This is a genomic window from Pontibacter diazotrophicus (assembly GCF_003367245.1).
Lineage (GTDB): Bacteria > Bacteroidota > Bacteroidia > Cytophagales > Hymenobacteraceae > Pontibacter > Pontibacter diazotrophicus.
In genome coordinates this window covers 295,807-321,466 of record NZ_QRGR01000004.1, presented here as the reverse complement: position 1 = coordinate 321,466, position 25,660 = coordinate 295,807, and the positions used below count along the sequence as shown (strand labels likewise).

Genomic DNA, 25,660 nt, shown 5'->3' with positions numbered 1-25,660 from the left:
AAATAGCTTTACAATACTACTATCCCTACATTAACTGTCATAATCTGGCTGAGCTGGATCGAGTAGCAGGGGGATTTTCTATAAAAAAGAGAGCCTGCAGTTTTAAAACCTGCAGGCTCTCTTACTCTATGAATGTAGAGCTATAGCGAAAAATAGTACTCTCTGATTTTGTTCGCCATCATTTTACGACGAGCATTTAAAAAGTAATCGTAATGTTGAATACTCATGTTGTCAATAGATAAAGGCACACAATTCATTTCTAAGTTCTGCAGTAGATCTTCTTGGGTTGATATACCTGATATTTTCAGGTTCTGATCCTGCATTTGAGAATTTATTAACTCAAAGTACTCTTTTGGTGATTTACTGCCTACTTTGATGTTGATTTCAGATTGCATGAATGCGTAGTTGGCAATTTGGTTGTATTTGCCACGTTCTAATCCGTTCTTCTTCAGGTATTCTTTTGGGAACAGGTGGTGAATGTCTCCTTTATGCGTTATAAGATCACACACAGAAATGTCTTTTGATAAGAAGCCCTTGTCATTAGCCTTCACTTGAGCAGCCAGAAATAACAGGAAATAAGGGCTGCTGGTAACTGAAGTGTCCATACTTTTGGGTAGAGAGAAATCCCAAAAAGCCTCTGACAGGCCGCCTGCTTCATTTTCCTGCAGGTACTCTGCAAAAGGCATTTTTGAAATCTGCTTGATATCATAGTCAAACGTGCTTTCAGGAGAACCGGAATAACGCCCTGTTAAAATTGAAAACACTAACCAGCGCCGAACATGACTCTCAATAGCTACGGAGTTTACCCCAAGGTCTTTTAACTTGAGGTAGACGATATATGCAAAATTGAGCACATTCTGTGACCTGATTAGTTTGGGTGAGATAAATCCTGCCGATTTAACAATCATGATGAAACGTTTATAGTTTGTTTCATTTATGAAGTTCAGAACACCTTCTCTCAATAAGGCAAATGAACTTTCAGCAATAGCGGCTTCATAGGTTCTGGTTTCAAAGTTTCGTCCAGACAAGAGGCTAACCAAATCAGAAAGTTTTCCCCGGTTAAATTTAGAGGTGAACGCGACTCTTATCAAGTCTGTATACTCCGGGTCATACAAATCTTCTGTCTCTGATTTTAGCCACTGCATCTTTTGAAAAAGCTCAGTGCTGGCAAATGCAGGATCGTTATCTACAATATGCCGGTAATAATCCGGGGCAATGGCTAAATGGCAGAAGTAGTCGATCGCTTTACGCAACTCGTTACCATTATACTCGGCATTAGATGCTATTTTGCTCATGGCAAAATCTGCCTGGCTCAAAACTACACCTTTGGAGTTGATGCGGATAAAAATTTCAGTAACAGTTTCAATATCCAGGTCAGGTGCTAATTCTATTAAACCAATCTGCTTTTTAGGAATATTGACAAGCTTTGTAAAGGCGTTCTGTGCCTGCTTTTTATCTACTTCCGGGTTCAGTTCGAAGTACTTTATAGCAAGATCAAAGAGATCTCCGTTAATGGCATCTGCTATATCGGGTAGCCAGGTTTTGTCTTTTAGAATAGCAGGGTTCTGTACCTCAAACCTTTCATCTAAAGGATTAAAGGCTATTTTTATTTTAACCCTTTTGTAGTTTTTGTTCACCACGTACTGGCCCAGAATAGCGGCAGTCAAAGCAGTGATACGCTGTTGCCCATCTATCAGTATTTTTTTACCTTCACTTAAAGTACCGTCTTTCAATTTCACATTTGGGTTTTTCCAAGCGATGACGTAACCCACAGGATAGCCTTGGTACAGGCTGTCCATCAGGTCACGCACTTTAGAGCCATCCCAAACAAAAGGCCTCTGGATTTCCGGAATGGCGATTTCACCTGATTTAACCCAGGCCAAAACAGTTTCAATTAAGTATTGATTGACAGAGTACTTTTGCATGTTTTCCTTCTGGTGAGCTTGCCTTAATATGACCTTTTTTAAAATCTTTTATTCTGAGCTTTACGCCGGATTGGCCATCTTCCAATTTTTAGCTAAAATCGGCTTTTTGAAGCTGATTTCTCCATTTGAAGGCTCACCGGAAAAATGGCAGAACTTCTCAGCAAACTTATCATTTTTATACTTGCTCCAACTCTGGTAAGCTTGTTTGCTGAAAGGGCTTTTAACATTGAATGGTATTTTTTCGCCTGTCCGGATGCAGTAACCTGGTTCGAACGGCTTTTCGGGAGTGGGTTGTTTGGCAGCATAGTAAACGGTTCCTTTCTTAGTCTCTATTTCCTGGCGTATTGGTCTTTCGGAGTGGTCGGTGGTTGCATTCAGCTCTTCTTCAAAATCTTCAAGCTTTTGCTTACCTTTTGCTAATTGCTTGCCGCTATACAACTCTTCTGTTCTATCCAATAGTATTTTGGAGCTCATATAGCTTTTGCTCATTCCCAGGAAGCCCTTCTGGAAAATTGGCCTTTTCACAAAAATTACTTCATTTTCATTAGCAATATCCTGGCACTTGTCCCACACATCATCATCAGAACTGTTGGTCAGGGAAAGTAACTTATATTCGTAAAGTACTCCAAACTCTATGTTATTGACGAAAGAGTAATCGTAGAGGTTAATAGAAGTAACTACCCCCATTAATTCATTAGCGTAGTACTTGGCGTGCAGGTTAGGTACATACACAATACTGATGTTCGGGAACTGAAGGAAAAAATCGAAGTCGGCTTTGTTGAAGCTTTTATCTACGCGACCTTCGTTTTTACCAAACATCAACGTGATGTGGAGCTTTGGCTTGAGAAGGTGTTCTGTAAATAATTTTCTGAAATGTTCATCCAGTTTGATGTAAGGCGATACTATCATCAACTGCTCATCTGCTTCCCAAATGACTCTGTCTACAGCTTCTTCAAGTTCTTTTCCAGTAATGAATTTTGACATTTGATATATAAATTAGTTTGTTTCCTTTGGCTTATGCCACACTCATTTGGTACTCTTTATACCGTGCCTCTGCCTGCTCCATTACCTCATCCAGAATTTCCTGCAGTTCGGCTTTTACTTTGAAGCGCAGCACCTTTTTCACGGCCAGTTGCAGCTGTGCTTTGGTGTCGTCTTTTTTGTACCAGTCGGGTTGGGAGGCGCTTTTCTTTACTTCGGCCAGTATCTTTTTTACCAGCTCTTTTATCAGCTCGAAGTCCTGCACGGCGTTGGGGTGCTTGGCCAGAATTTCGTAAAAGGCTTCTTCCTCTTCTGTTAGGCCCAACTGCGTTCGGCGCTGGTCTTCCTCCTGCATTTCTCTGGCTACCTCCCGCATTTTCTCCATAGCAATAAGGCTGTCGAAGAAGTGGTTGTGGTAATCGTTGATGATCTTTTCTACCTCTTCTTTGAGCTTGCGGTACTTTACCAGGTTTTTGCTGGAGCGGACTTTTATCTCGTCGTTCATGATTTGGCGCAGGAGCTCCAGCTTCAGTTCATTGCCGGTCTTTTTCTCCTTGGCGGTTGCCAGGAATTCGTCGTTGATGATGGATATGTCGAAGCGCTCGATGCCGGCCATCTGGAACACGTCCACCACGTCTTCGCTTTCGATGGAGCGGTGGATGAGGTCTTTTATCTGGCCCTGCGATTTCTTGATGTTGGTGGTCGGGTACTTTACTTTTCGTACCGCTGCGCCTACGTGCTGAAAGAAGATCAGGTCAACGGCAATGTCGTTGATGTTGTCGTGGCTTTTAATAATAGGAGCGAGGCTGCTGAGCTTCTTTTCGTTTAGCATGAAAGCTTTGCACAACTCATCATCTGACACGATAAAGTTTGTAGCCTGGCTGACCAGCTTAATTTTTTCCGGACCAGTCAAAGCAGGCCAGTTGCTGTAGGTAAAACCTTCCGGCAACTGCTCCTGCAGCAATTCAATCACTTCCTGCGTGAGCGAGAAAGCTTCTTCAATGTCAAAAGCTACTTTGCTCTGGCCACCAGCCGAGGTATATTTTTTGGTGGCGTCTCGGAGCCTGTCGCCGATGCCGATGTAGTCTACGATCAGGCCGCTGGGCTTATCGCGGAAAACGGTGGCGACGCGGTTGACGGCCTGTATCAGGTTGTGGCCGCTCATCACTTTGTCTACATACAGCGTGTGCATGGCGGGGTTATCGAAGCCGGTGAGCCACATGTCGCGCACAATCACAAGCTTCAGCGCATCATCCGGATTTTTGAAGCGGGTTTTAATGCCTTCCATTGCTTCCTTGGTGCGCACGTGCGGGTTCCAGGCCAACGGGTCTTTGGCGATGTTGGTGGTCATGATGACGGCCACTTCGGGGCAGCCTTCCAGTGCAGTCAGGGCATTGTAGAGCTTCACGCAGTTGCGGCGGCTCATGCATACTATCATGGCTTTGCCGCTCAGGCTCTTTGCCCGTGAAGTATAGTGCTGCAGGATGTCTTTGGCAATGGCTTCCACCCGTCCGGCAGAACCGGCGGCGTCTTCCATGGCTGCCCACAGTATCCTGTTCTTGTCGTTATCTTCCAGACCGCCGGTTATCTCTTCGGCTTCTTCCTCCAGCTGCGCGTTGCCCAGGTGCAGTTTGGCCAGGCGCGGCTCGTAGTAAATGGGCACCACGGCTTTGTCTTCGGTGGCCTGGCGGATGTCATAGGTATGGATGATGTCGCCGAACACGGCTACGGTGTCGGCGTCTTTGCTGTCGACGGGTGTGCCAGTGAAGCCGATAAAGGAGGCTTGCGGCAGGGCGCGGCGCAGGTTGTTGGCAAAGCCTTCGATAAGGCCGTACTGCGTGCGGTGGCACTCATCGGCAATCACAATCACGTTGTCGCGGTTGCTGAGCACGGGGTGCTCCAGCTCGCGGCCGGTGGCGGTGTCTTTGAGGTTAAACTTCTGCACGGTGCTGAACACCACGCCGCCGCCTTCGCCGCTCAGCAGGCTGCGCAGCTCGTCGGTGGTGTTGGCAATTTGCACGTCGCCCACCAGGTCTTTGGCGGCCACGAAATCGTCGAAGAGCTGGCGGTTGAGGTCGAATCGGTCTACCTGCACCACAATGGTCGGGTTCTTCAGCTCGGGCAGCTGGCGCAGGATGCCGGTGTAAATGGCCATAGTAATGCTTTTGCCGGAGCGGGTGGTGTGCCATACCACGCCAATGCGGCCGTCGCCGTAGGGGCGCACCGACTGCAGCGTTTCCTGCAGGGCGTACTGTATGCCGAAGAACTGGTGGTACTTGGCGCCTTTCTTTATCAGCTGGCCCTTGTCCAGCTCATGGAAGATGTAGTGGCGCAGGTAGGGCAGCAGGCGCTCCGGCACGAGCAGGCCTTTGATAAGTGTTTCCAGCGCAAAGCCGTTGCCGACTACTTCGCGGCCGTCGATGCTTTTCCAGGTGGCGAACCACTCCAGGCCGCTGTTGTACATGCCGTGCAGGGTGGTCTGGCCATCGCTGACCACGGTGAGGGCGTTGTACTCGAACACCTGCGGGATGTCCAGGGTATAGTGCTGCACCTGGTTGTAGGCGGCTTCTACGGTGGCGTCCTGGTTGAACAGGTTCTTGAACTCGAAGAGCACCAGCGGCAGGCCGTTCACGAAAAGAATCAGGTCGGGGATGCGCTTGTTTTTGCCGACGATAGTGAACTGGTTGACCACCAGGAACTCGTTCTGCGAAATGTGTTCGTAGGCGATAGGGTAGAAGTGGCCGAAATGGTCTTTGCCGGTATCGTCTTTCCAGGTTTTGCTGATGCCTTTGCTGAGCTTGAGGTGGAAGGCGTGGTTGCGCTGGTGTACGTCGGTGCCTTTGTTGAAGAGGAACTCCTGTTTCAGCTCGGCCAGTACTTTCTGCGGCACCTGCGGGTAGCTGCGCTGCAGGAAGGCTTCAAACACATCTTCCAGCACGGCTTTGTTCAGGGGCCGCTTTATCTCGGAGCCGTTTTTATACTGGTAGGGCTCCAGTTCGCGCAGCCAGGCAATGGCCGCTTCCTCTATGTCACTCTCAGCTAAGTATTGGCTCATGCATGTCTGCTGCTTGGGTTTGCATTACATCAATTTCTCCTGACATGAGTTTGGGAAGGAGCGTGTCGCGGAGAGTGGTGAGTTTTTGAATTTCTATCCCATTACAATTAATCTTTTTGAAAAGATTATTAATCTCAGTAAACTTCTGATTTTGAATTGATAAAGGAGGTATTATAATTTCTATTTCACTTAAAACACTAAGGCTTAAGTTTGCCTGAACAGCGTGTACTTTTCTTGAAAACGTTTCCTCACGTACTTTCTCTAATTTTAGCCAGTAGTAAATATACAATGGCTCTATCAGTGAATTATCTGGCCTGATGATAGCTACTGCCTGATTAGTATTAGCAGGTAAAATTTCAGGACTGACTACAGCCATCCTTCCTAGTGTTCCAGCTATTGAAAACAGTATATCTCGGTCTTGTACTTTAGATCTTTGGAGTAACTGATTGGTTTCTTCATCTATGAAGTTTAGTTTGTTTAAATCAATACTTCCTGTTTCAGTTATACTTTCGACCTTAATAAAGTTTATACCTGATTCTACAAACTGTTTTTTTAGAGTAGTTGGCGTAGTGCCCTTAGTTATTCTAACAGTTATCTCACCAAGCTTACCAACTCGCCATCCCTCCGGCAGCTTTTCTTCATCAATATCATCCACGAAATACTGCCTGAAGAGCATTTGCGCCATTTGTTCCAGTGTCTGGTTCATGCGGCGGTTCAGCTCTATTTTTTCATCAAGCGCAGATAAAATATCAGCTATGCGGCATTGGGTGGGAAGATCGGGTAAATTTACTTCAAGCTCATAAAAATCCTCTCTTCTTGTTGAAGGTATCGCTGAACCTGAATCTAATCCATTTATGTCTTGAAGTAATAAATTATAGTAAGCAAACTTCAAATCAAGATTTTTTGACTTAGGCTTAAGGTAAAAAGCAGTGTCGATAACAAAAAATGGCTTTGAGGAATAGTGAACACCACGATAAGCTCCCTTTCTTCCAATAATGACACTAGGGAAATTACATAATGCCTTTTCCGTATATCCAACTTGCCCATTAGTGCCAAAAACTGGTATATTCCCTGAAGAAGTTCTATAATCCCTTAAGGACTTGCCATACTCTAATGTAGCAATGTCTCCCCACCTATATGTTTTCCAGTTGGTCATTTATACTTTAGATTTTAATATTATTGTATTTGATTTGATATAACCACCTAGTGTATAACCTTTAATTAGGCTCTATTAAAGGGAATAATCTTATTGAACCAGTCCTAGTTTCAAAATATGAGCCGGATCTATTCTTTTCTGGGAAGTTTCCTAAATCAGGGCATACTAGCAACTCGGCAAGTTCAAACACTTTATTGCCAAATTCTTCAACATCCGAGTCTGAAATCAAGGAGCCATCGAAGTTAAAATGAGCTCCAACTTGATTTCTTACCGGGTTTAGCTGCTTTAGAGAATCAATTATTGGCTTCAATTCCTGTTCTCTTACAAGTATATCACCAGTATACTTACCATCAACTCCCTTTAATAGGTGTTGAACCTTCATAGTTTTTTGTAACCTTGCAGATAAGCAATCAATCAGTTCTTTAAGCTGATAATCATTACGGGGTTTACGGGGTAATTTACATTGATACCTCACCGACAAGAAATCGAGAATGTTTTCCAAAATTGTTCCAGCAAGATTAGAAATCCTTTGTCTATCGAATTCATCAGAATCTAATGCAAGTTTTAATTCTTGAATATCAATTTTACCATTCTGGTAACGGATTCCTCTATTTAATTCCCATTTACGAAGTTCTATAAAATGAACATGATGAGATGGAGCTCTGCTGAATCTATACCTATCTTTCCAAGGACGATAATGTGTTGTTATGAGAATGTGAGCAAAGTTTGATACTTCATCATGTAAAAGATCGATAAATCTATCAAGGTGGTTTTCATCAACAGACATCACAACATCATCCAAAATTAGTATTGTTGTACCTTCACTATACTTTTTGGCTAGTGCAATAAAGATGCAAATGCCTAAAGTGTCTAAATGAGATTCACTATAAACAGATTGGGGAGCTATCGAGGTTGCAGAATAGAAGTCAGCATTAAGCTCTAAAGAGTTCTTTGCGTTTGTTTTTAAAAAGAGCTTTATACCTCCAAGGTTCTCGTCTGGGTGAATTTTTTGATATAAACCTTCAACGTCACTCGAGATTGATTCTAACTCGTGATCAATAAATTGCTTACGTGTACCTTCTACTATCTCTAATGCTCTCTTAGAAGCTTTACATAGCTTATTTACACTCTCTTCCTTTGATTTATTTTTTGTTAGTGAAGTATACTGTTGCTTAATTAAGTTGAACTGGTTAATAGACTTATTTAATTGAGTAGCTTCTAACTCATACTGAGTAACTTTCTCTGAAATTGTATCTAAATTTTCATTAAGATGCCTGTATTTATCATTATTTGATACTTTGTCTTTGATTTCGTTTACTTTGATTACCAAAATATTAGATGGTTCAATTAGTAATAAAAAGATTGAGATAAATAAATTAAGTTCATTTATGAAAGATTGGATTAAAACCTTTAGCAAGGCCTCAGTTTGTTCTCTTTGCTTTTTAGCTTCGGAATAGCTCTTTTGTGCGTTTTGAAAGTCCTTCATAAATGATAACTGTAAAGATATAGATTGAAGAACCTTGTCTTTTTCAGCATCCCCTTCGCATACAGGACATTTAGATAATGCATCAACGCTTCTTATATAAGTTTCAGCCTCCTGTAAAACATTTAAAAGTTTGGTATTTAAGGCTGCATCTTTACTTATCAATTCATCTACTATTTCTTTGAATTTTGACTCCGTCCCTTTTTCAGTATGAAATTTCTTTACAGTTTTACTGACTCCATCTCTTTTATCTAAAACTTTTTTCCAGTTATCAATGACTTGGTTTAGCTTCTGAAGTCTTGTTTGTTGTAATGTTAAATCTTTCTCCGCCTCGGATTTTGCCCACTCTTGATAACTACCATTTAAACAACCTTCATCTTGCCAAGACTTATGTAGTATTTTTGAGGATTCTTCAATTACTCTGATTATACTCTTTAATTCATCGTCAGCCTTTCTAATTGTTTTGCGGAGTTCATCTTCGCATTTGATTATATTGGTTACATCAATATAATGTTTAAGGGCTTCATACCGCTTTGAAGGTTCTGAATCTATCAAGCTTATAATTTGGCTTCTTCTTAAATGCCTAACAACAGGTAGGTTAATAGGAGGAGTCTTAATTAACGTAGTACCTGTAGAATTGTAATTGGCTGAAAAGATACCTTTATCTGTACTTAATTTTATTAGTAGGTCTTTATAATTACTATTTAAAGATCTTAAATATGACTTATCAATAGAAGACTTGTCTCGGATTGAGCCTAATTCATCAGTACATAAACACACGATTGCATCTGAGATGGTTGACTTACCATTCCCATTTTCACCGAAAATCATGCTGATTTTCTTTGATGGGTCGAATTCAATAGTTAAAGGTTGTGTGGCACCTCGGAACTTGTTTAATTCTAATTTAAAGAACTTCATTGCGCTTGCTCTTTAGATTGAATTATATTTTCAAAAGCAAGTTTCCAATCAGATTCTTTAACCCTACCATCTGTTAATAACTGCTTAAAGCAGTCATCGTTCTCAATTAAACCTTCTTCAATCAATGATTTCGCAATTTGTTCACTAAGTGCTTGATCAGGTGGTAGTTGTTTTTCCATAGCTTGTAAAAAAGTTGATAAAGTTTTAAAATGAATATTTTCTTCAAAAATGAGTTTTTGTCCGCCTTACATATCAAACCCAATCTCCTCCAGATTCTCCCGAATCCGCTTCTCCAGCAGTGCGCTTTCCTCAAACTGAGCGGCCAGTTCGGTAGTCAGCAGCTTCATCTTCTCTTCAAACGGAACGCCATCGTCTTCCTCTGCTTCGGACCCCACGTAGCGGCCCGGCGAGAGTACGTAATTGTTGGCGGCCACCTCGTCTAAGGTAGCGGCTTTGCAGAATCCTTCGGTGTCGGAGTAACTGCCGCCTAGGTTGCGCCAGTTGTGGTAGGTGTCGGCAATGCGGGCCACGTCGGCATCTTCGAACACGCGCAGGCGGCGGCTGGCCATGGTGCCCAGTTTGCGGGCATCAATAAAGAGAATTTCTTTTTTGCGCTCGCGGTGCTCCCCGTCTTTGCCGTCGCGGTTCTTGCTCAGGATAAAGATACAGGCGGGGATGCCGGTGGTAAGGAACAGCTTGTCGGGCATCTGCACAATGCAGTCTACCATGCCCTGCTGAATCATGTGCTCGCGCACGTTCTTTTCGCCGGCGCTTCCGGTAGTCATGGCACCGTTGGCCATCACCACGCCTGCAGTGCCCCGCTCACTCAGGTGGTGCCACAGCGTCTGGAACCACATGTAATTGGCGTTGCCTTGCGTGGTAAAGGTGTCTTTGGAGCCGAAGAGGCGCGGGTCGTTGTCGGGCAGCAGCTCCGGGTGCCAGTTCGAGATGTTGAACGGCGGGTTCATGAGGGCATAGTCGGCCTTCAGGTCAGCGAAGCGGTCCTGCAGCAGCGAGTCTCCCAGCTTCACGTCGAAGGAGAGGTTGCGCAGCAGCAGGTTCATTTTGCAGAGGCGCAGTGTGCCTTCGTAGCGCTCCTGCCCATAAATGGAGATGTCGTTTTTGTCGCCGCCGTGCGCCTGCAGAAACTTCAGGCTTTGCACAAACATACCACCCGAGCCGCAGGCCAGGTCCATGATGCGGCCCTTCAGCGGCTCCAGCATTTCCACGAGCAAACGCACCACCGAGCCGGGCGTAAAGAACTGCCCCGCACCGGAGCCTTCGGCCATGGCAAACTTGCCAATGTAATATTCATACACGCGGCCGTAGATGTCGGATTCAGGGTTGTTTATTTCGGAGAACTTGTCTTTGGAGAACAGGTTGATGAGCCCCGCCACCTGCGTAGGAGAGAGCTGGCTTTTCACGAAAATAGGCTCCAGCACGCCTTTGTAGTCGGGGTTGCGTTTGGCCAGCAATTCATCCAGCAGCACAAAGGCCTGGTCCACCTTCACTTTTATGTCGTCCTGTTCGGCGTTCTCGCGCAAGTACTCCCAGGTGGCTTCCTTCGGCAGGCGGTACACATTCTTTACCTGGTACTCCAGATCGTCTTCCAGCACCTGCGCCTGCTCGTGATTTTCTATATTATAGTAGTCGCTTTCGGGGTCGGAGAAGGAGAGCTGCAGTTCCTGTTTACGTACTTCGTAGCGCTCAGAGAGGTGCTTCACAAACAGCAGCGAGAGCACGTAATCCTTGTACTGGTTTTCGGCTACAGCGCCACGCAGTTCGTTGGCGGCGTTCCAGAGTTCGTTTTCAAAATCTATATCCGCCTTGGGTTTGGCGGGGGTGTGGGTAGTGTTCTTAGCCATGTAATATACTCGGTGTTTTAACAAAGGCTTAAGGTAACAAAATGCTGGCAAGATTTTATGAAATCAATATATATAATTTGAGATGCATTAAAATTAGACACTATGCTGTGGGGATACGACTCTAGGCTACAAGAGTGGTTATTGACTAAAGAAATAATTAAGCTCCTATCTTAATAGATGAAATAATAGAAGTTTGGGATATTATATTTGTAATAAGGGCGCTTTTAATTCTTTTTTATTCAAGCTTATGTAGTGCCAGAAGATAGACACAAGGAGTTAATAAAGTAACTTTTGCAGATTGCTGCTGATGGCTTCCCTGTAGCACTCAAGACTGAATTATGAAAGCCTATCCACAAATACTAAGTGGCAATGGATAAGTATCTGCAGGTAGGAGAGGAGCACTAAATTTGTAGATGTCATATTCATTTAAAACCCTTTGTTTTGCATAAGAAGTGTTTTAAGCGAAAGTGTCTTTAAGCAACTGGAGGACTGGAATTTTGCTTCTTTCACGGGCTCTTGTATATCTTGTGAGCCAGCGTTAAATCACCTTAGTAGATGAAATATGCATGATAGCGATACAACGCAGATGAAGGGAAATCAATCTGAAGCTTCTATTCAGCCATTGCTCGATTATTTTGATCGGCTCATTCCCTTAAACAGAGTGGAGAAGGAGCTGATCGCTGAAAAGTTTCACCCGCGTCTCTATCGCAAACGGCAGTATGCGCTTCAGGAAGGTGACGTCTGTACGCAGTTCTATTTTGTTGTCCGCGGGTGCTTGCGCATGTATAAAGTAGATGACAAGGGTGTCACACACATCCTTCAATTTGCGGCCGAAAATTATTGGATTAATGATTTGGGAAGCTTTCATAGTATAAAGCCTTCTGAACTGAACATTGATGCACTGGAAGACACCATGGTGCTGCAGATCAGCCATAAGGATTTGATAGAACTCTATATGCAGGCTCCAAAATTTGACCGTATTTTTCGGGTTCTGGTAGAAAACAGTTTTATCAGACTCCAGAAACGGTTACTGCAAAACATCAGCTCTACAGCAGAGGAACGGTATCAGTCCTTTTTTGAAGTTTACCCACACTTATCAAACCGCCTTCCGCAGGTACAAATTGCTGCGTTCCTGGGCATCACGCCGGAGTTCCTGAGCCGCTTGCGCAAGAGGCTCAGTAAAACACCCAGGGCCAAATCTTAATCTAGATCAAGGCTATTTCTTAACCTAGGTCATTGGGGAACGCTGCCCAGAGACGGATATTTGTATCCACAAATTAACCGTTAACCAATTGGAAGAAATAGCTGTGTCACCGATAAATTCTAACAAATCGAAAGTTGCTGTTATCGGCCTTGGCAATATCGGCAATGCTGTTGCCAAAAACCTGGTAAAAGGCAACCGCCCTGTTATTGTTGCAGACAGAAGAATCGAGAGGGCAAATAAGCTCTCCGAGAAGTTAGGTGGCTTGGCGCAGCCGATGGAAATCCCCTCTGCCATTAAAGAAGCAGACATTGTTGTATTTGCCGTCTGGTTTGATGCAATAAGAGAGCTGCTAAACAAATATGCGACAGAACTTCAGGGAAAAATCATTGTTGACCCTTCCAATCCCATTGCACCGGATGATAAAGGAGGATTCAAAAAAGTCATCGGTAAAGAGCAATCTGCAGGCGAAATCCTTTCTGCACTTCTTCCTAAAGATGCAAAATTAGCCAAAGCCTTAGGCTCATTAAGCCTTTCCTCACTTACCGGTGCGGCTTTCCAAAAGCCACAGCCTGCAGTGCTTTTCTATGCTACAGATGACACCGGCATTAACGGTGAGATTGAGCAACTAATCCGTGACAGTGGTTTTGAGCCTGTAGGTGTCGGTGGCATTAGTCAATCTATTCGTATCGAGGTTTTCGGCGACCTGCATGAATTTGGTGCACTCGGCAAAACGGTTACTACACCGGAAGCAAAGGAGAGGGTATAAGCCCTGTTCAGGGGCATTCATAACAAAGCAATCAAGCTATTGAAAAGCATTAACCATACATCATGAACAAAAGCCAAACAACACAGCCCTTACTACTCTTGCTAACGGGAATTTTCTTCATAGTTTCCCATCTTGCTTTTGGACAGCGGTATGAACATACTGCCTCCATCCCCCAGGACGGTACGCTCTATTTAGACCCTGAAGTGGGCAAAGATTCCAATGACGGCACCAAAGACAGCCCACTTAGTTCCCTTCTTGAAGCAGCCCGCCGGGTGAACGGGGCTAATGGGAAAGGAGCACTTACCCTGTATCTTGCCCCAGGTATTTATGGCCTGGATGCTACGGTTACCTTTCACCCCGTAAACTGGCATTTTACCAGAGAGAACCGGCTGACCATCCGTGCCGAGATTTTACCTGATGATGCCGACTGGGACCCGGCCAAGATGCCCGTGATCGTTTCTACCATGCCACTCAATTTTAAGCCTTATGGGAATAAGGATCCCCTTAAAGGCACCTCTTACGGTATTCAAATTGAAACCAGCCATGTCACAATACAGGGCATGCGGGTGCTGGGAACACCGGTACATGAGCAACCGGATTCGGATGCTGTTCGCAGAAACTACCCCATTGTTCGGGAAGGAATCCATCTGGATGATTTAAGAATCACACAGTGTCTGTTCATTGGTGACAGGCATGCCATTCCAAACCACGTGGCTATACTTGCCAGCGGACATGGCGTGGTCGTAGATCACTGCGTATTTTACAATGTAAAGGATGCCGTTGTTTTCTGGAATTCCGACCGGCCTGCAGAGAACTGCCAGATGCACCACAACCTGATTGTAGGCAACTATGGCGCGGCAGTATGGACCTGGTCTCCTGCAGAAGACTTCAAGTACTACAACAATGTGGTCGCCAACGCCAACATATTTTGGGTGCTGGACAAGGAGGAGCAAAGAACGTACAAGTTATCCAATTCCATGGTCTTAGGATATAATGAGCTGGTGCATAAAGGAGGCGGGCCAAAAGACTTCGGTGTAAAAGCCAACCCGAAGCGGTTGAAGCTTGGAGAGAATGTCAACATCAGAAAAGATGCCAGGGTGGAAGTCGTGGAAGACCAGACCAAACGCAACTACCTCCATCTGAAGCCAGGCACACCGGGTGCCAATCTTGGAGCAGGCCTTTTCACTAAATAATCATTATCAATTTTCCACATCATAAACAAAACAAAATGAATGCTAAAAATCTTTTTGCAGCACTATTTCTCTTCTTAAGTCTTAGCGGTTTTGCGCAGGCACAAACATCTGTTGATGAAACAGTCAAAGAATGGGAAAGGGCCAAAGCCTACACCAAAGAGTTCCTGGATGCCATGCCAGAGACCGGCTATGCCTTTAAACCCACGCCTGAGATGCGCTCCTTTGCTGAGCAGATGCTGCATTTAACGGACGCCAACTATGGCTTTGCCGCTGCGGCAACAGGCGCAAAAAGCCCCGTAGGCCAGGGTGAATCAGAGAAGTCGGCGGATAAATCAAAGGCAAGTGTCACTAAGCAGGTGATGGCAGGCTATGACTTTGTCATCAACAACGCGAAGAGAATGACGCCTGCCCAGCTGAATGAGAAGATCAAGCTATTTAATCAGTTTGAGATGACGAAGGGAGCCGCCCTAAGCAAACTCTTCGAGCATCAGACGCACCATCGGGGGCAGACTACTGTTTACCTGCGCCTGGCAGGCGTGACTCCGCCGCAAGAGAAGCTGTTCTAATCAGTAAAGTTTCAGGGAGAAGGGCAGCCAATGCCCCTCCTCCGTAAAACACCTGTACCCTTGTCTGCAGGCTGCTCCTTGCAGCCTGCAGACTTAATCTAAAAAATGAATGATGAGAAGCATATTACTTGCAATCGTAAGTCTGCTGCTGCTAATACCAACTGACTTGTACTCTCAGGTAGTCAAACTTAATAAAGACAGACTGGAGCCGGTTAATGTATCCATGTCCATTCAAAAGCTAATGAACAAAGAGGTCGTTAGAGTGGTCAAGGACACTGCAGTGAAGGAGTTTGACGAGCCTACCTTTGTCAGGATAAAAGGGATTGACTTTCAAGACGGCACAATCGAGGTAAAGGTGCTGAGCAGGCTGCTCAAGGATGCGCCCGACTTTGCACGCGGCTTCATCGGGATTGCCTTCAGGATCAACGACAATAATACAAAGTATGAAAGTATTTATGTCCGCCCAACCAATAGCAGGTCGGAAGACCAGGTACGACGCAACCATTCCATTCAATATTACGCTTACCCCGACTACAAATTTGACCGGCTCAGGAAGGAAGCCCCGGAACGGTATGAGTCTTACGCGGACATGGGGTTGAATGAATGGATCAAAATTAGAATAGAGGTGAAGGGCCAGCAGGCCAAGCTCTTTGTAAACGGCCAGGAACATCCCTCCTTGATTGTCAATGACCTGAAGCACGGTGCCAACACTTCGGGGGCCATCGGCCTGTGGGTGGATGTCGGGACGGAGGGATTCTTTACCGACCTGAAGGTCCGCAACGAATGATGTGCGGTACCAAACGGCAAAACTAACTCCCCCTCTAAATTCAGCGAAAAGGGACTCACAGCATACGAAGTCTAAGTTTTTGCAATAAGCGGTGTGCCGCTTATTGCAGGATTAGGCTATTTTTTAACAGACGAATACGAATGAAACACATTTTATTTTTCCTATTAGCGCTTTCGCTTGCCTTTGTAGATAGCCAGGCGCAAACACCCCAGCGCCTGATACACTTTATGCAAAAGGCGCCTTCACCGGCTCATGCCATACCCTACGGCAACAATCCCAGAGCGGGGCATTATGTGAAAGCAGGGGATGCAAGAATTTATTATGAGGTATATGGCAAAGGGCAGCCTGTTGTTGTTCTTCATGGGGGTATTTTTGGCTCTACCTATGAAATGCACCAGTTTATTGACAGCCTGAAACAAGACTTCCAGGTGATCGCTGTTTCCACACGCGGCCATGGCAAGTCTGAACTTGGTACCAAACCAATTACCTATGAGCAAAAGGCCAATGATGTGATGGCTGTGATCAACGCGGTAACCAAAGACAGCGTGGTTGTCCTTGGTTTTAGCGATGGTGGCTATACTGGCCTGAAGCTGGCAAGCATGTACCCGGAAAGGGTAAAGAAACTGATTGCCATAGGTGCCAGCGAGTTGTACCCCGGTGTCCGGAACTTTGAGTTTGATGCCAAACAGGCAGTAGCACTCGACAGTGCATACTGGAAGCAGCAGTTTACGCTGATGCCCGAGCCGCAACGACTGCAGGAAATGTTCACCAAGCTGGGCAGCATGTATAATCGTCTCACGGTTGGAAAAGAACTGCTTGGCACCATTAAGAGCCCGGTGCTCGTGATGGCAGGAGACCGTGACGAGTCGAACTCGGTACAGCGGGTGGTGAACACCGCCCAACTGATACCCAACAGCCAGTTAAGCATTATACCCAACAGCACACACGCTGTTTTCTTAGAAAACTTTCCGGCTGTGTGGACAAGCATACTTCCCTTCCTGGAGCAGTAGTGCTATTCACAATCAACAGATTACTGTATCACCCCAATTTTAACCCAGATTATAATGCTAACCAGCGAAACAGTAACAAGAGACATATTAACACATCACCTCACTGCCTTTGGCAACAACGACCTTGATGGGATCATGAAAGATTATACAGCGGAGTCGGAAGTGCTAACACCAGAGGGCCCTTTGAAAGGGCTTGCCGCTATCCGTAAATTCTTCGAAGACTTTTTCATAGCGATTCCCACGGGCTCTGCCTTTGAAATGAAGCAACTGACAGTTACTGGCAATGTTGCCTATATAGCATGGGCAAGTGAATCGGCAGTTGCCAAAATACCTATGGGTACAGATACCTTTTTCCTGGAAGGCGATAAAATCAGGTTCCATACAGTGGCCGATTACAGGCTGGCAGAGTAAGGGTGAGAGGCTTTTATCTCATCAGCAAACACTGAAATGGGTAGGGAGTTGATGATTAACCAGAAACAAGAAAACAGATGAGCACGCAAACTGAAAGAGAAGCAGTTGAAAAACTGCTCGGCAGATACGCCCAGGTCCTGAACTCAGCCGATACAGCCTCTATTCCATCTTATTATACAGCCGATGGGCAGTTTATGCCTGAGGGTTTGAAAACAACCACTTCAAGCGAGTTGAAGAGGAGAGGGGAAGATTATTTCAGGGGAAAAGGCTTTCAGATTGGTTACTCTGTTCAAAACATGGTAGTTGACGGCAGATACGCCTTCGTGCAGGCCACCGCACAAACAGTGGCTACTGACCTGAAAGCCAACAAGGAGGCTTTGCATACCAGCCAGGACTTTTTTGTTCTCCGTAAAGAGCAGGAGGAGTGGAAGATCTTCCGCTACACCTTCAATAATGTGAAGGAACAATAGTCACACTTGGATACAAAATAATGACCAGCAATGACTATCTAGTATCGGGAGATGGGCTTAAAATCGGCTACACCAAATTTGGCAGTGGCCCGGCAGTGGTACTCGTACATGGTAGCTATACTGTGCAGAGCCATTGGTTTCAGTTCGCAAGCCTGTTGGCTGCAACCAATACCGTTTATGTCTACGACCGCAGAGGGCGAGGCCAAAGCCCTGATGACAAGAGCCTGTTCTCCTTTCAAAGGGAGGTTGATGACCTTGCCTCCATGGTAGACTTGGCGGGGCCTGGCGCATCAATCGTTGGTCATTCCTACGGTGGCGGTGTAGCGTTGGCCTACATAATCCAATCAGGTTTCAAAGGACATGTCATCTTTTATGAGCCGATGAACAGCATCTATGGGAAAATAAGTCAGGGGTTCCTTCCACAGTTATCGTCCTTAGTCGAGGCCGGTAGAATGGACGAGGCCACGGTATTGACCCAAACAAGAATAGTTGGATTTGATCCTGCGGCTGTAGAGGCTTCCAGAGCAAGCGCTGCCTGGATTGAGTTCACAAAAATGACGAAGGTTTTCCTTCGTGAACTTGAGGCGCTGGATAACCTTACCCCCACGTCAACCGAAACCGATGCCATAGAAGCGGTAACGTATTTGTTGTTGGGGACGGAGACGCAACCTGGGATACGAACAGCGTCAGCTGCACTTGTGGCAAGGGTCCGCGGCATCACCATGTACCCAGTGAGAAACCAGGGACACCTGGCACATATATTCGACCCGGAGCAGCTAAAAGACCTTGTGGTCCATTGCCTTAACAAGGCATAATCTTCCGTATTGAGCAGGATGAGTGGAACATTTTCCGTAACCTCTTCAACAATGCACGGAAGCGGTAGCCACCTTTATTCACCAAAAAAAACACCTATGAAAGCAGCCGTTATACATAAGTCCGGTGGTCCCGAGAACTTCATCCTGGAGGACAGGCCCAAACCCACTCCCGAGGCCGGGCAGGTACTGGTGAAGGTAAAAGCCTTCGGCCTGAACCGCTCAGAGCTTATGACGCGCAAAGGCCTTTCGCCAAACGTCACCTTTCCAAGGGTGCTGGGCATTGAGTGCGTGGGTGAGGTGGAGCTTGACCCAACAGGGGAGTTTGAGCCAGGCCAGAAGGTAGCGGCCTTCATGGGAGGCATGGGCCGGGAATTCGACGGAAGCTACGCGGAGTATGCAATGCTTCCCCAGTCCTTGCTTTGTCCTTTTGAAAGCCATCTAAGCTGGGAACAGTTGGGAGCCATGCCGGAGATGTTCCAGACTGCCTTTGGGTCACTGCACCTGGCGCTGAAAATAAAGGCAGGGGAAACGATTCTTATTAGAGGCGGTACTTCCTCCATAGGCATGCTGGCCACCCAACTGGCCAAGAACAGCGGCCTTACCGTCATCGCTACCACCAGGAAAGAGGAGAAGATGGAGCTGCTGTTGCGCAACGGCGCTGACTATGTACTTATTGATGACGGCAGCCTGGCAGAAAAAGTAACGGCCATTTATCCCGAAGGCGTAGACAAGGTGCTGGAGCTCGTTGGTACCTCCATGTTGAAAGACTCACTGCACTGTACGGCTCCGGGTGGCACGGCCTGCATGACGGGCATGCTGGCCGAACAATGGTCGGTCGCGGATTTCGCACCCATGGAATACATTCCCGCCACTGTACACCTCACGATTTACGACAGCGGACAGATCAGAGTTGATGGGCAAAGCTTTCAGCAGTTTATCCGTGATGTGGAAGCAGGTGCCATTCAACTAAGCATAAGCAAATCGTTTACGCTTGGTGAAATCGCAGCAGCACATCAGTTTATGGAAAGCAATTCGGCTGGCGGGAAGATAGTGGTCCTCACCGGGGAATAAAGCCAAAATCAAAGCATACATTATGATTTCAGATAATTATCCAGCGGGTCTGTATCCGCTGAACGATACCCTACTGGGGAAATTTCGCGAGGAGGTACTCTCAGGGTTGCATCGCAAAGCGAAAAGGCTTCCATCGAAATATTTCTACGACAAGACAGGAGACATGCTGTTTCAGCGGATCATGGCTTGCCCGGAGTACTATTTAACCAACTGTGAACTGGAGATATTCCAAAGCAAGACTGCGGATCTGGCACAAATCATCACCTCCGATAACGGAACATTTGATTTGATTGAACTTGGAGCCGGTGACGCTACAAAGTCACAATACCTGCTCAAGTACCTTTCAGACCAGAAGGCTTCCTTCACCTATATGCCCATCGATATATCCGGCAACATCCTGTCGGTACTTGAAAAGAGATTGAAGGATGAAATAACAGGCTTAGATGTCACGTGCCTGGAAGGGGAGTATTTCGAGATGCTCCGTATAGCAGCGGAGCTATCGGGCAGGCGCAAGATAGTCATGTTTTTGGGGGCCAATATCGGCAATATGGAACCCCGGGAGGCGAAGGAGTTTTGCAGAGATTTACGGGCACACCTGGCACCGGGTGACCTGGTGCTGATGGGTGTTGACCTGAAAAAGCACCCAAAGCTAATTTGGGAGGCCTATAATGATAGCGCGGGCCTAACCAGCAGATTTAACCTCAACCTGCTCCATCGCATCAACCGGGAGCTTAAAGGTGATTTCGACCCGGACCAGTTCGAGCACTATCAAACCTACGATCCGGGTAGCGGCGCCTGTAAAAGCCACCTGGTAAGTCTGCAGGATCAAATTGTCACCATTGGCGATAGCAAGATTGTATTTGGCCGTGATGAGTCTGTCTTTATGGAGATATCACAAAAGTATACGCTGGAAGAGGTAGACAACCTTGCCAGAGAAACAGGTTTTGTGCCTGTCTACAGCTGTCCCGATACGAAAGGCTGGTTTGTGGATGCCTTTTGGAAGGCAGTTTAGTACCTATCAACTCTATACTAACCTATTTCCATGGACAATATATTAGACCAATATAAAGCTGTAAGAAAGCTTACGGAAGATATTTGTGCACCGCTTAAAAAAGAAGATTACGTGGTGCAGCCAGTGGTGGACGTAAGCCCCCCAAAATGGCATCTGGGGCATACTGCCTGGTTTTTTGAAACCTTTGTGCTGAAGCCTTCATTGCCGGGCTACCGGGAGTTCGACCCTCAGTATAATTTCGTCTTTAACAGCTACTATGAGACAGTGGGAGCAAGGGTGGTCCGCACGGACAGGGGCAACCTGAGCCGACCTGATGTAGATGACGTTTACCGCTACCGGAGCCACGTGGACCAGGGAATGACCCGTTTGTTGGAAACTACTGAACTTGATGCAGCTCTTTCAGAGATTATCACACTTGGGCTGAATCATGAGCAGCAGCACCAGGAACTCCTCTACACAGACATCAAGTACATCCTGGGGCACAACCCGCTATTGCCAGCCTATACCCGCCAGGGAGTGTCTTATCAGCAGCATGATGCTACAGGCGCTTACCTGACTATGAAGGAAGGCATTTATGAGATCGGCTTTGAGGGAACAGGATTCTGCTTTGACAATGAGTTGGGCAGGCACAAGGTTTACCTGCATGAATTCAATATCTCTAAGAGTCTGGTTACAAACAGGGAGTATTTGGAGTTCGTGGAGGAAGGCGGGTATAGGGACTTCAGGTACTGGCATGCCGAGGGATGGGATTGGGTGAAAAGTAAGGGTAGTGCGGCCCCTTTGTACTGGCATGAAGTGGACGGCAAATGGATGCATTATACCTTGTCAGGGTTACAGGAAGTTCAGCCTGCAGCACCTGTCTGCCACATCAGTTATTTCGAAGCAGCTGCTTTCGCGGCCTGGAAGGGGATGCGGTTGCCGACCGAGGCGGAATGGGAAGCCGCAGCAGATCAATTTAACTGGGGGGAACGCTGGGAGTGGACCAATAGTGCCTACCTGCCTTACCCGGGCTACAAAAGGGCGGCTGGTGCAGTCGGGGAGTATAACGGGAAATTCATGGTAAACCAAATGGTGCTCCGCGGTGCTTCTGTCGCTACGTCAGCCGGGCACAGCCGGAAGAGCTACCGTAACTTTTTCCATCCGCAGCATCAATGGCAGTTTTCCGGAATCAGGCTTGCAGAATAGCAGGAATATTCCTGCTAAAAATGATCTGCTGCAGGTAGATTACTGGCAAGTACCAAAACCGGAGACTCCCGAACAGCTAGTGAAGCCTGAGCAGCCCGGTTGACAGTAGCAAACAGCAGGTTTAACTTATACTTTGGCTACCATCACATTCTATACAGCGTGAACAAGAAATATTTAATGCACATCCAGACCTTGTTTGTGGTTCTTCCCATGACTCTTATTATGGCCTTTGTAAGTGTTGCCAGGAACCACGGTTTTGATGTGGGTTGGGGTTCAAAGCTTCTCCATTCATGGACAGCGATGGCCCCGGTTGCCTATGTAACAGCCTTCTTTATTATCCCATTCGCAAAAAAGATGGCTGATAGGGTAGCGTCAAGATTTTAGCTCAGGTGGAGGGTGACTTTACCTCTTGCACGCTTGCTGTTACGCATAACCCACTATGGGCTATCAGTTCGCAGCTTCTACGAACGGAAGAGTTTTTGTATTCTGGAAACTTATCTGTGTAGGTGTAACAAAATGAAGCAGTATTCATTTCATTAAAAGGAAGGCTGATGCACAGTTAATAGCACTTGTTATTTCTAGTATCTTCCGATGTGCAAAACCGATTTGTTGCTTGCCTATGTATGACTTATTCTTTCAAAAACTCCAGGAGAAGGTTCCGCTTACTGACCAAGAGCGGGAACAGATCAAGTCGTACCTAACCCCGAAAAAGCTACGGAAAAGGCAGTACCTGTTGCAGGAAGGAGAAGTTTGCAAGGCCATCGCTTTTGTAGAAAAAGGAGCACTTAGAGAGTACTCTGTTGAGAATGGGAGCGAACACATTCTTCAGTTTGCCATAGAAGGCTGGACAATCTCAGACTTGTTCAGCTTCCTGACCGGAGAGCAGGCCACCTATAATATTGACGCGTTGGAAGACGCCGAACTGGTTCTGATAACCAGGAGTGCACACGAAGAGCTCTTGAAAGCGCAGCCTAAGTATGAGACCTACATGCGGCTGCTCATAACAGGTGCCTACATAGCCCTGCAAAGGCGCCTTACCTCTAATATCAGTTTACCTGTAGAAGAACGCTATACAAGCTTTACAGAAATGTATCCGGATATTGCCCAAAGAGTGCCGCAGCACATGATTGCCTCCTTCATGGGCGTAAAGCCGGAAACCTTGAGCCGGATCAGGAAGAAAATGGCAGATCAGAAATAAACCCACCTCCCGTTTCATTGACAAAAGTCAATGGTTTTTCTTGACTTTGCGCAATGCATGGGGGCATGGTGCGGTGGTAACTTTGCATTGTTGAAAATATAAATCATGAAGACAATGCAGACAATCGCCATCATTGGAGCCTCAGGAAACATGGGGGCTGCCATTTCAAAAAGCCTGTCAAAGGGCAATTACCGATTACTCCTGTGTGCCCAAGGGCAAGACAAGGTGCAGGCAGTAGTTGAGGAGATCAAAAGCGGCCATCCTGCTGCGGACGTAAAGTCAATAGATTGCTCCTTGGAGGCATCCTGGGAAGCAGACATTATTGTTGTAGCGGTTCCTTTTGCTGCGGAGAAAGAAGTGGCGCAAAAAATTCAGGAGGTAGCCAACCAGAAGATCGTTATCAGCATATCCAATCCGCTAAACGACACTTACAACGGACTAGTGACAGCGCCTGACACCAGTGCGGCAGAAGAACTGCAAAAGCTGTTGCCCAACGCTAAAATAGTGAAAGCCTTCAATACCACCTTTGCCGCCGATTTTGCAACACCGGTGATTGACGGCAAGCAAGCGGACGCTTTTATAGCAGGCAATGATGAGGATGCTTTGCAGATAGCTTCTGAACTGGTGAGCACTGCCGGGTTTAACCCTATTGTAGCAGGTGACTTGTCTGTTAGCAGAACCCTGGAGAACATGCAGCTTTTGCTCATTCAGCTAAACATGAAGTATAACTACAATTGGCTGGCAGGATGGAAAATCCTACACCAATAAGCCACTCCTCTAAAATTCATCAATGAGCAGGATGCTGCATCATTTGATTTAGCAGACCAAGCTATTATGCGACGGAATCAATTCATTAAAACACTTATGACTGGAGCAATAGGTATGTCCACATTATCCGCTTTCAATAGATTCACAGACAGCCTGGGTGAGCAGGAGCAACTGATGCCGGTCTTGTTTATTGGCCATGGCTCACCCATGAACGGTATTCTGGATAACGAGTTCAGCCAAAAGTGGAAGCAACTGGGCAAAGAAATCCCAACACCTAAAGCGGTGCTTGTTATCTCAGCGCATTGGCTGAGCAAGGGCACCCGTGTCACGGCCATGGACTCTCCGAAAACCATACACGATTTTGGCGGCTTTCCGCAGGAGTTGTTCGACGTACAGTACAAGGCGCCGGGTAGCCCTGAGCTGGCCAGGGAAACGGCTTCCATCATCAGTTCCACCGCAGTAGAACTGGACCATGACTGGGGCCTTGACCACGGTGCCTGGACGATTGTCCGACACATGTACCCACAAGCCAACATCCCTGTGCTGCAGCTAAGCATTGACTATACCAAAGGCCCGCAATACCATTATGAGCTGTCAAAGGAGTTGGCAGGCCTGCGCAAGAAAGGGGTGCTTATTATGGGCAGCGGCAACATGGTGCACAACCTGCGCATGGTAGCCTGGGATAAAATCAACGAACCTGAATATGGCTTTGACTGGGCAGTGCAGATAAATACGAAGTTCAAAGACCTTATCCGTAACGGGAGCCACGATAAGCTGATAAAGTACGAGCAACTGGGCAAGGAAGCCATGCTGGCTGTCCCGACCCCGGAACATTACTGGCCCCTTCTTTATACCCTCGGGCTGAAGGGAAGCAAAGAGGATGTGTCATTCTTCAACGACAGGGTAGTAGGCGGTTCACTGACCATGACATCTGTAAAAATTGGCTAAGAAAGTGGGTTATGCCTGCTATAGTAGCTGTAGCACCTCAAGAGATATCATTTTATCATTCAATTTATTTCATCATCTAAATACATTTTAACACATGAGAATCACCAAATATTTCTTTGCAGTACTGGCCACCTTGGCCTTCACGACCACCCAGCTTGCTGCTCAAAGCGGAGCGGGTAAAACCCTGACAGCCGACACCCAGAAATCAAGCCTGGTGTGGGCGGGCAAGAAAATCGGCGGCGAGCATACCGGCAAGGTGTCCCTGGCCTCCGGCTCACTGCAGGTAGCGCAGAACAAACTTGTAGGAGGTGCCTTTGATATAGACATGAACAGCATCACCAATACGGATATTACAGACGCCGACTACAATGCAAAGCTGGTGGGGCACCTCAAGTCAGACGACTTCTTTGGGGTCGAAAAGCATCCGAAAGCTACGTTCAAAATTACGAAGGCGGCGCCTATCACCGGAGCCAAAGCAGGTGCAAACAACTACCAGATCACTGGTGACCTTACCATTAAGGGTAAGACAGAAACCGTAAGTTTTCCTGCCGCTGTTAAAATCAGCGGGAATACAGCCGAGGCAGTAGCGAAAATTGAGGTAGACCGGAGCAAGTTCGATGTGCGCTATGGCTCACCTTCTTTCTTTGCTGATTTGGGCGATAAAGCCATCGATAATGAGTTTATCATTGACCTGAGGCTGGTGACTACCCCTGTAGGCGCAACGGCCACCACTAAAGGCAATTAATTTGTTGCTGAGAAGAGTCCCGCTAAGCGGATGTTCCTAAAGCCAGTTGCTAACCCAGCTGGCTTTAGCTCTTCTGACTGGGGAGGTAACTTAACACTGTTAAAAACTGGCTGGAAATGCTGCTGTGC

General features: G+C 46.4%; 24 protein-coding genes. 17 read left to right on the top strand and 7 right to left on the bottom strand.

What is annotated here, in order from left to right:
- Positions 1–140: 140 nt before the first annotated feature.
- From DXT99_RS04905 to DXT99_RS04875, 7 genes are all read right to left on the bottom strand, one after another.
- Positions 141–1,925, bottom strand: a complete 1,785-nt coding sequence (locus DXT99_RS04905) for a GmrSD restriction endonuclease domain-containing protein (RefSeq protein WP_115564395.1) — start codon at positions 1,923–1,925, stop codon at positions 141–143.
- Between the two features lie 60 nt (positions 1,926–1,985).
- Positions 1,986–2,909, bottom strand: coding sequence for a phospholipase D-like domain-containing protein (locus tag DXT99_RS04900; RefSeq protein ID WP_115564394.1), 924 nt, complete (start codon positions 2,907–2,909; stop codon positions 1,986–1,988).
- A gap of 31 nt (positions 2,910–2,940) precedes the next feature.
- The gene (locus DXT99_RS04895; RefSeq protein ID WP_115564393.1) at positions 2,941–5,961 is read right to left on the bottom strand and encodes a type I restriction endonuclease subunit R; all 3,021 of its coding nucleotides are present in this window, start codon (positions 5,959–5,961) and stop codon (positions 2,941–2,943) included.
- Complete coding sequence (locus DXT99_RS04890; protein ID WP_115564392.1) at positions 5,942–7,117, bottom strand: restriction endonuclease subunit S; 1,176 nt, start codon at positions 7,115–7,117, stop codon at positions 5,942–5,944. The genes DXT99_RS04895 and DXT99_RS04890 overlap by 20 nt, the downstream gene beginning before the upstream one ends.
- A 61-nt stretch (positions 7,118–7,178) precedes the next feature.
- Complete coding sequence (locus tag DXT99_RS04885; protein WP_115564391.1) at positions 7,179–9,518, bottom strand: AAA family ATPase; 2,340 nt, start codon at positions 9,516–9,518, stop codon at positions 7,179–7,181.
- A complete protein-coding gene (locus tag DXT99_RS04880) occupies positions 9,515–9,697 on the bottom strand; it encodes a hypothetical protein (protein WP_115564390.1) in 183 nt (60 codons plus the stop codon). The genes DXT99_RS04885 and DXT99_RS04880 overlap by 4 nt, the downstream gene beginning before the upstream one ends.
- Before the next feature lie 66 nt (positions 9,698–9,763).
- Complete coding sequence (locus tag DXT99_RS04875) at positions 9,764–11,383, bottom strand: type I restriction-modification system subunit M (protein ID WP_115564389.1); 1,620 nt, start codon at positions 11,381–11,383, stop codon at positions 9,764–9,766.
- A gap of 562 nt (positions 11,384–11,945) precedes the next feature.
- Between DXT99_RS04875 and DXT99_RS04870 the strand changes: the two genes are divergently transcribed.
- From DXT99_RS04870 to DXT99_RS04790, 17 genes are all read left to right on the top strand, one after another.
- Positions 11,946–12,587, top strand: a complete 642-nt coding sequence (locus DXT99_RS04870; RefSeq protein ID WP_246000442.1) for a Crp/Fnr family transcriptional regulator — start codon at positions 11,946–11,948, stop codon at positions 12,585–12,587.
- 88 nt (positions 12,588–12,675) lie between these two features.
- Positions 12,676–13,353, top strand: a complete 678-nt coding sequence (locus DXT99_RS04865) for an NADPH-dependent F420 reductase (RefSeq protein ID WP_220273348.1) — start codon at positions 12,676–12,678, stop codon at positions 13,351–13,353.
- 62 nt (positions 13,354–13,415) lie between these two features.
- Positions 13,416–14,546 (top strand): right-handed parallel beta-helix repeat-containing protein, encoded by a 1,131-nt coding sequence (locus DXT99_RS04860; protein ID WP_115564387.1) that lies wholly within the window; start codon positions 13,416–13,418, stop codon positions 14,544–14,546.
- A 35-nt stretch (positions 14,547–14,581) separates the two neighbouring features.
- Positions 14,582–15,112: a DinB family protein gene (locus DXT99_RS04855; RefSeq protein WP_115564386.1), complete on the top strand. Its 531-nt coding sequence runs from the start codon at positions 14,582–14,584 to the stop codon at positions 15,110–15,112.
- A gap of 109 nt (positions 15,113–15,221) precedes the next feature.
- Positions 15,222–15,899, top strand: a complete 678-nt coding sequence (locus DXT99_RS04850; RefSeq protein WP_246000441.1) for a family 16 glycoside hydrolase — start codon at positions 15,222–15,224, stop codon at positions 15,897–15,899.
- Between the two features lie 140 nt (positions 15,900–16,039).
- Complete coding sequence (locus DXT99_RS04845; protein WP_115564385.1) at positions 16,040–16,909, top strand: alpha/beta fold hydrolase; 870 nt, start codon at positions 16,040–16,042, stop codon at positions 16,907–16,909.
- A gap of 54 nt (positions 16,910–16,963) precedes the next feature.
- Positions 16,964–17,320: a nuclear transport factor 2 family protein gene (locus DXT99_RS04840; RefSeq protein ID WP_115564384.1), complete on the top strand. Its 357-nt coding sequence runs from the start codon at positions 16,964–16,966 to the stop codon at positions 17,318–17,320.
- Between the two features lie 77 nt (positions 17,321–17,397).
- Entirely contained in the window at positions 17,398–17,790 is a 393-nt protein-coding gene (locus DXT99_RS04835; protein ID WP_115564383.1) for a nuclear transport factor 2 family protein, read from the top strand.
- 20 nt (positions 17,791–17,810) lie between these two features.
- A complete protein-coding gene (locus tag DXT99_RS04830; RefSeq protein ID WP_115564382.1) occupies positions 17,811–18,605 on the top strand; it encodes an alpha/beta fold hydrolase in 795 nt (264 codons plus the stop codon).
- Positions 18,606–18,701: 96 nt separating this feature from the next.
- Complete coding sequence (locus DXT99_RS04825) at positions 18,702–19,676, top strand: zinc-binding alcohol dehydrogenase family protein (RefSeq protein ID WP_115564464.1); 975 nt, start codon at positions 18,702–18,704, stop codon at positions 19,674–19,676.
- Positions 19,677–19,698: 22 nt separating this feature from the next.
- Complete coding sequence (locus tag DXT99_RS04820) at positions 19,699–20,688, top strand: L-histidine N(alpha)-methyltransferase (protein WP_115564381.1); 990 nt, start codon at positions 19,699–19,701, stop codon at positions 20,686–20,688.
- Between the two features lie 30 nt (positions 20,689–20,718).
- Positions 20,719–21,873: an ergothioneine biosynthesis protein EgtB gene (egtB, locus tag DXT99_RS04815; RefSeq protein WP_115564380.1), complete on the top strand. Its 1,155-nt coding sequence runs from the start codon at positions 20,719–20,721 to the stop codon at positions 21,871–21,873.
- A 177-nt stretch (positions 21,874–22,050) separates the two neighbouring features.
- Positions 22,051–22,257 carry a DUF2798 domain-containing protein gene (locus DXT99_RS27935; RefSeq protein WP_394851318.1) on the top strand — a complete coding sequence of 69 codons (207 nt, stop codon included), beginning with the start codon at positions 22,051–22,053 and terminating at the stop codon, positions 22,255–22,257.
- 235 nt (positions 22,258–22,492) lie between these two features.
- The gene (locus tag DXT99_RS04805; protein ID WP_115564379.1) at positions 22,493–23,071 is read left to right on the top strand and encodes a Crp/Fnr family transcriptional regulator; all 579 of its coding nucleotides are present in this window, start codon (positions 22,493–22,495) and stop codon (positions 23,069–23,071) included.
- Between the two features lie 105 nt (positions 23,072–23,176).
- A complete protein-coding gene (locus DXT99_RS04800; RefSeq protein ID WP_115564378.1) occupies positions 23,177–23,839 on the top strand; it encodes an NADPH-dependent F420 reductase in 663 nt (220 codons plus the stop codon).
- A gap of 114 nt (positions 23,840–23,953) precedes the next feature.
- Positions 23,954–24,787, top strand: a complete 834-nt coding sequence (ygiD, locus tag DXT99_RS04795; protein WP_115564377.1) for a 4,5-DOPA-extradiol-dioxygenase — start codon at positions 23,954–23,956, stop codon at positions 24,785–24,787.
- 94 nt (positions 24,788–24,881) lie between these two features.
- The gene (locus DXT99_RS04790) at positions 24,882–25,532 is read left to right on the top strand and encodes a YceI family protein (protein ID WP_115564376.1); all 651 of its coding nucleotides are present in this window, start codon (positions 24,882–24,884) and stop codon (positions 25,530–25,532) included.
- The last annotated feature ends 128 nt before the right edge of the window (positions 25,533–25,660 follow it).

Excerpts from the sequence above, each read along its gene's own strand:
- DXT99_RS04905 (WP_115564395.1), bottom strand. The coding sequence starts at position 1,925 with ATGCAAAAGTACTCTGTCAATCAATACTTAATTGAAACTGTTTTGGCC.
- DXT99_RS04900 (WP_115564394.1), bottom strand. The coding sequence starts at position 2,909 with ATGTCAAAATTCATTACTGGAAAAGAACTTGAAGAAGCTGTAGACAGA.
- DXT99_RS04895 (WP_115564393.1), bottom strand. The coding sequence starts at position 5,961 with ATGAGCCAATACTTAGCTGAGAGTGACATAGAGGAAGCGGCCATTGCC.
- DXT99_RS04890 (WP_115564392.1), bottom strand. The coding sequence starts at position 7,117 with ATGACCAACTGGAAAACATATAGGTGGGGAGACATTGCTACATTAGAG.
- DXT99_RS04885 (WP_115564391.1), bottom strand. The coding sequence starts at position 9,518 with ATGAAGTTCTTTAAATTAGAATTAAACAAGTTCCGAGGTGCCACACAA.
- DXT99_RS04880 (WP_115564390.1), bottom strand. The coding sequence starts at position 9,697 with ATGGAAAAACAACTACCACCTGATCAAGCACTTAGTGAACAAATTGCG.
- DXT99_RS04875 (WP_115564389.1), bottom strand. The coding sequence starts at position 11,383 with ATGGCTAAGAACACTACCCACACCCCCGCCAAACCCAAGGCGGATATA.
- DXT99_RS04870 (WP_246000442.1), top strand. The coding sequence starts at position 11,946 with ATGCATGATAGCGATACAACGCAGATGAAGGGAAATCAATCTGAAGCT.
- DXT99_RS04860 (WP_115564387.1), top strand. The coding sequence starts at position 13,416 with ATGAACAAAAGCCAAACAACACAGCCCTTACTACTCTTGCTAACGGGA.
- DXT99_RS04855 (WP_115564386.1), top strand. The coding sequence starts at position 14,582 with ATGAATGCTAAAAATCTTTTTGCAGCACTATTTCTCTTCTTAAGTCTT.
- DXT99_RS04850 (WP_246000441.1), top strand. The coding sequence starts at position 15,222 with ATGATGAGAAGCATATTACTTGCAATCGTAAGTCTGCTGCTGCTAATA.
- DXT99_RS04845 (WP_115564385.1), top strand. The coding sequence starts at position 16,040 with ATGAAACACATTTTATTTTTCCTATTAGCGCTTTCGCTTGCCTTTGTA.
- DXT99_RS04840 (WP_115564384.1), top strand. The coding sequence starts at position 16,964 with ATGCTAACCAGCGAAACAGTAACAAGAGACATATTAACACATCACCTC.
- DXT99_RS04835 (WP_115564383.1), top strand. The coding sequence starts at position 17,398 with ATGAGCACGCAAACTGAAAGAGAAGCAGTTGAAAAACTGCTCGGCAGA.
- DXT99_RS04830 (WP_115564382.1), top strand. The coding sequence starts at position 17,811 with ATGACCAGCAATGACTATCTAGTATCGGGAGATGGGCTTAAAATCGGC.
- DXT99_RS04825 (WP_115564464.1), top strand. The coding sequence starts at position 18,702 with ATGAAAGCAGCCGTTATACATAAGTCCGGTGGTCCCGAGAACTTCATC.
- DXT99_RS04820 (WP_115564381.1), top strand. The coding sequence starts at position 19,699 with ATGATTTCAGATAATTATCCAGCGGGTCTGTATCCGCTGAACGATACC.
- egtB (WP_115564380.1), top strand. The coding sequence starts at position 20,719 with ATGGACAATATATTAGACCAATATAAAGCTGTAAGAAAGCTTACGGAA.
- DXT99_RS27935 (WP_394851318.1), top strand. The coding sequence starts at position 22,051 with ATGCACATCCAGACCTTGTTTGTGGTTCTTCCCATGACTCTTATTATG.
- DXT99_RS04805 (WP_115564379.1), top strand. The coding sequence starts at position 22,493 with ATGTATGACTTATTCTTTCAAAAACTCCAGGAGAAGGTTCCGCTTACT.
- DXT99_RS04800 (WP_115564378.1), top strand. The coding sequence starts at position 23,177 with ATGAAGACAATGCAGACAATCGCCATCATTGGAGCCTCAGGAAACATG.
- ygiD (WP_115564377.1), top strand. The coding sequence starts at position 23,954 with ATGTCCACATTATCCGCTTTCAATAGATTCACAGACAGCCTGGGTGAG.
- DXT99_RS04790 (WP_115564376.1), top strand. The coding sequence starts at position 24,882 with ATGAGAATCACCAAATATTTCTTTGCAGTACTGGCCACCTTGGCCTTC.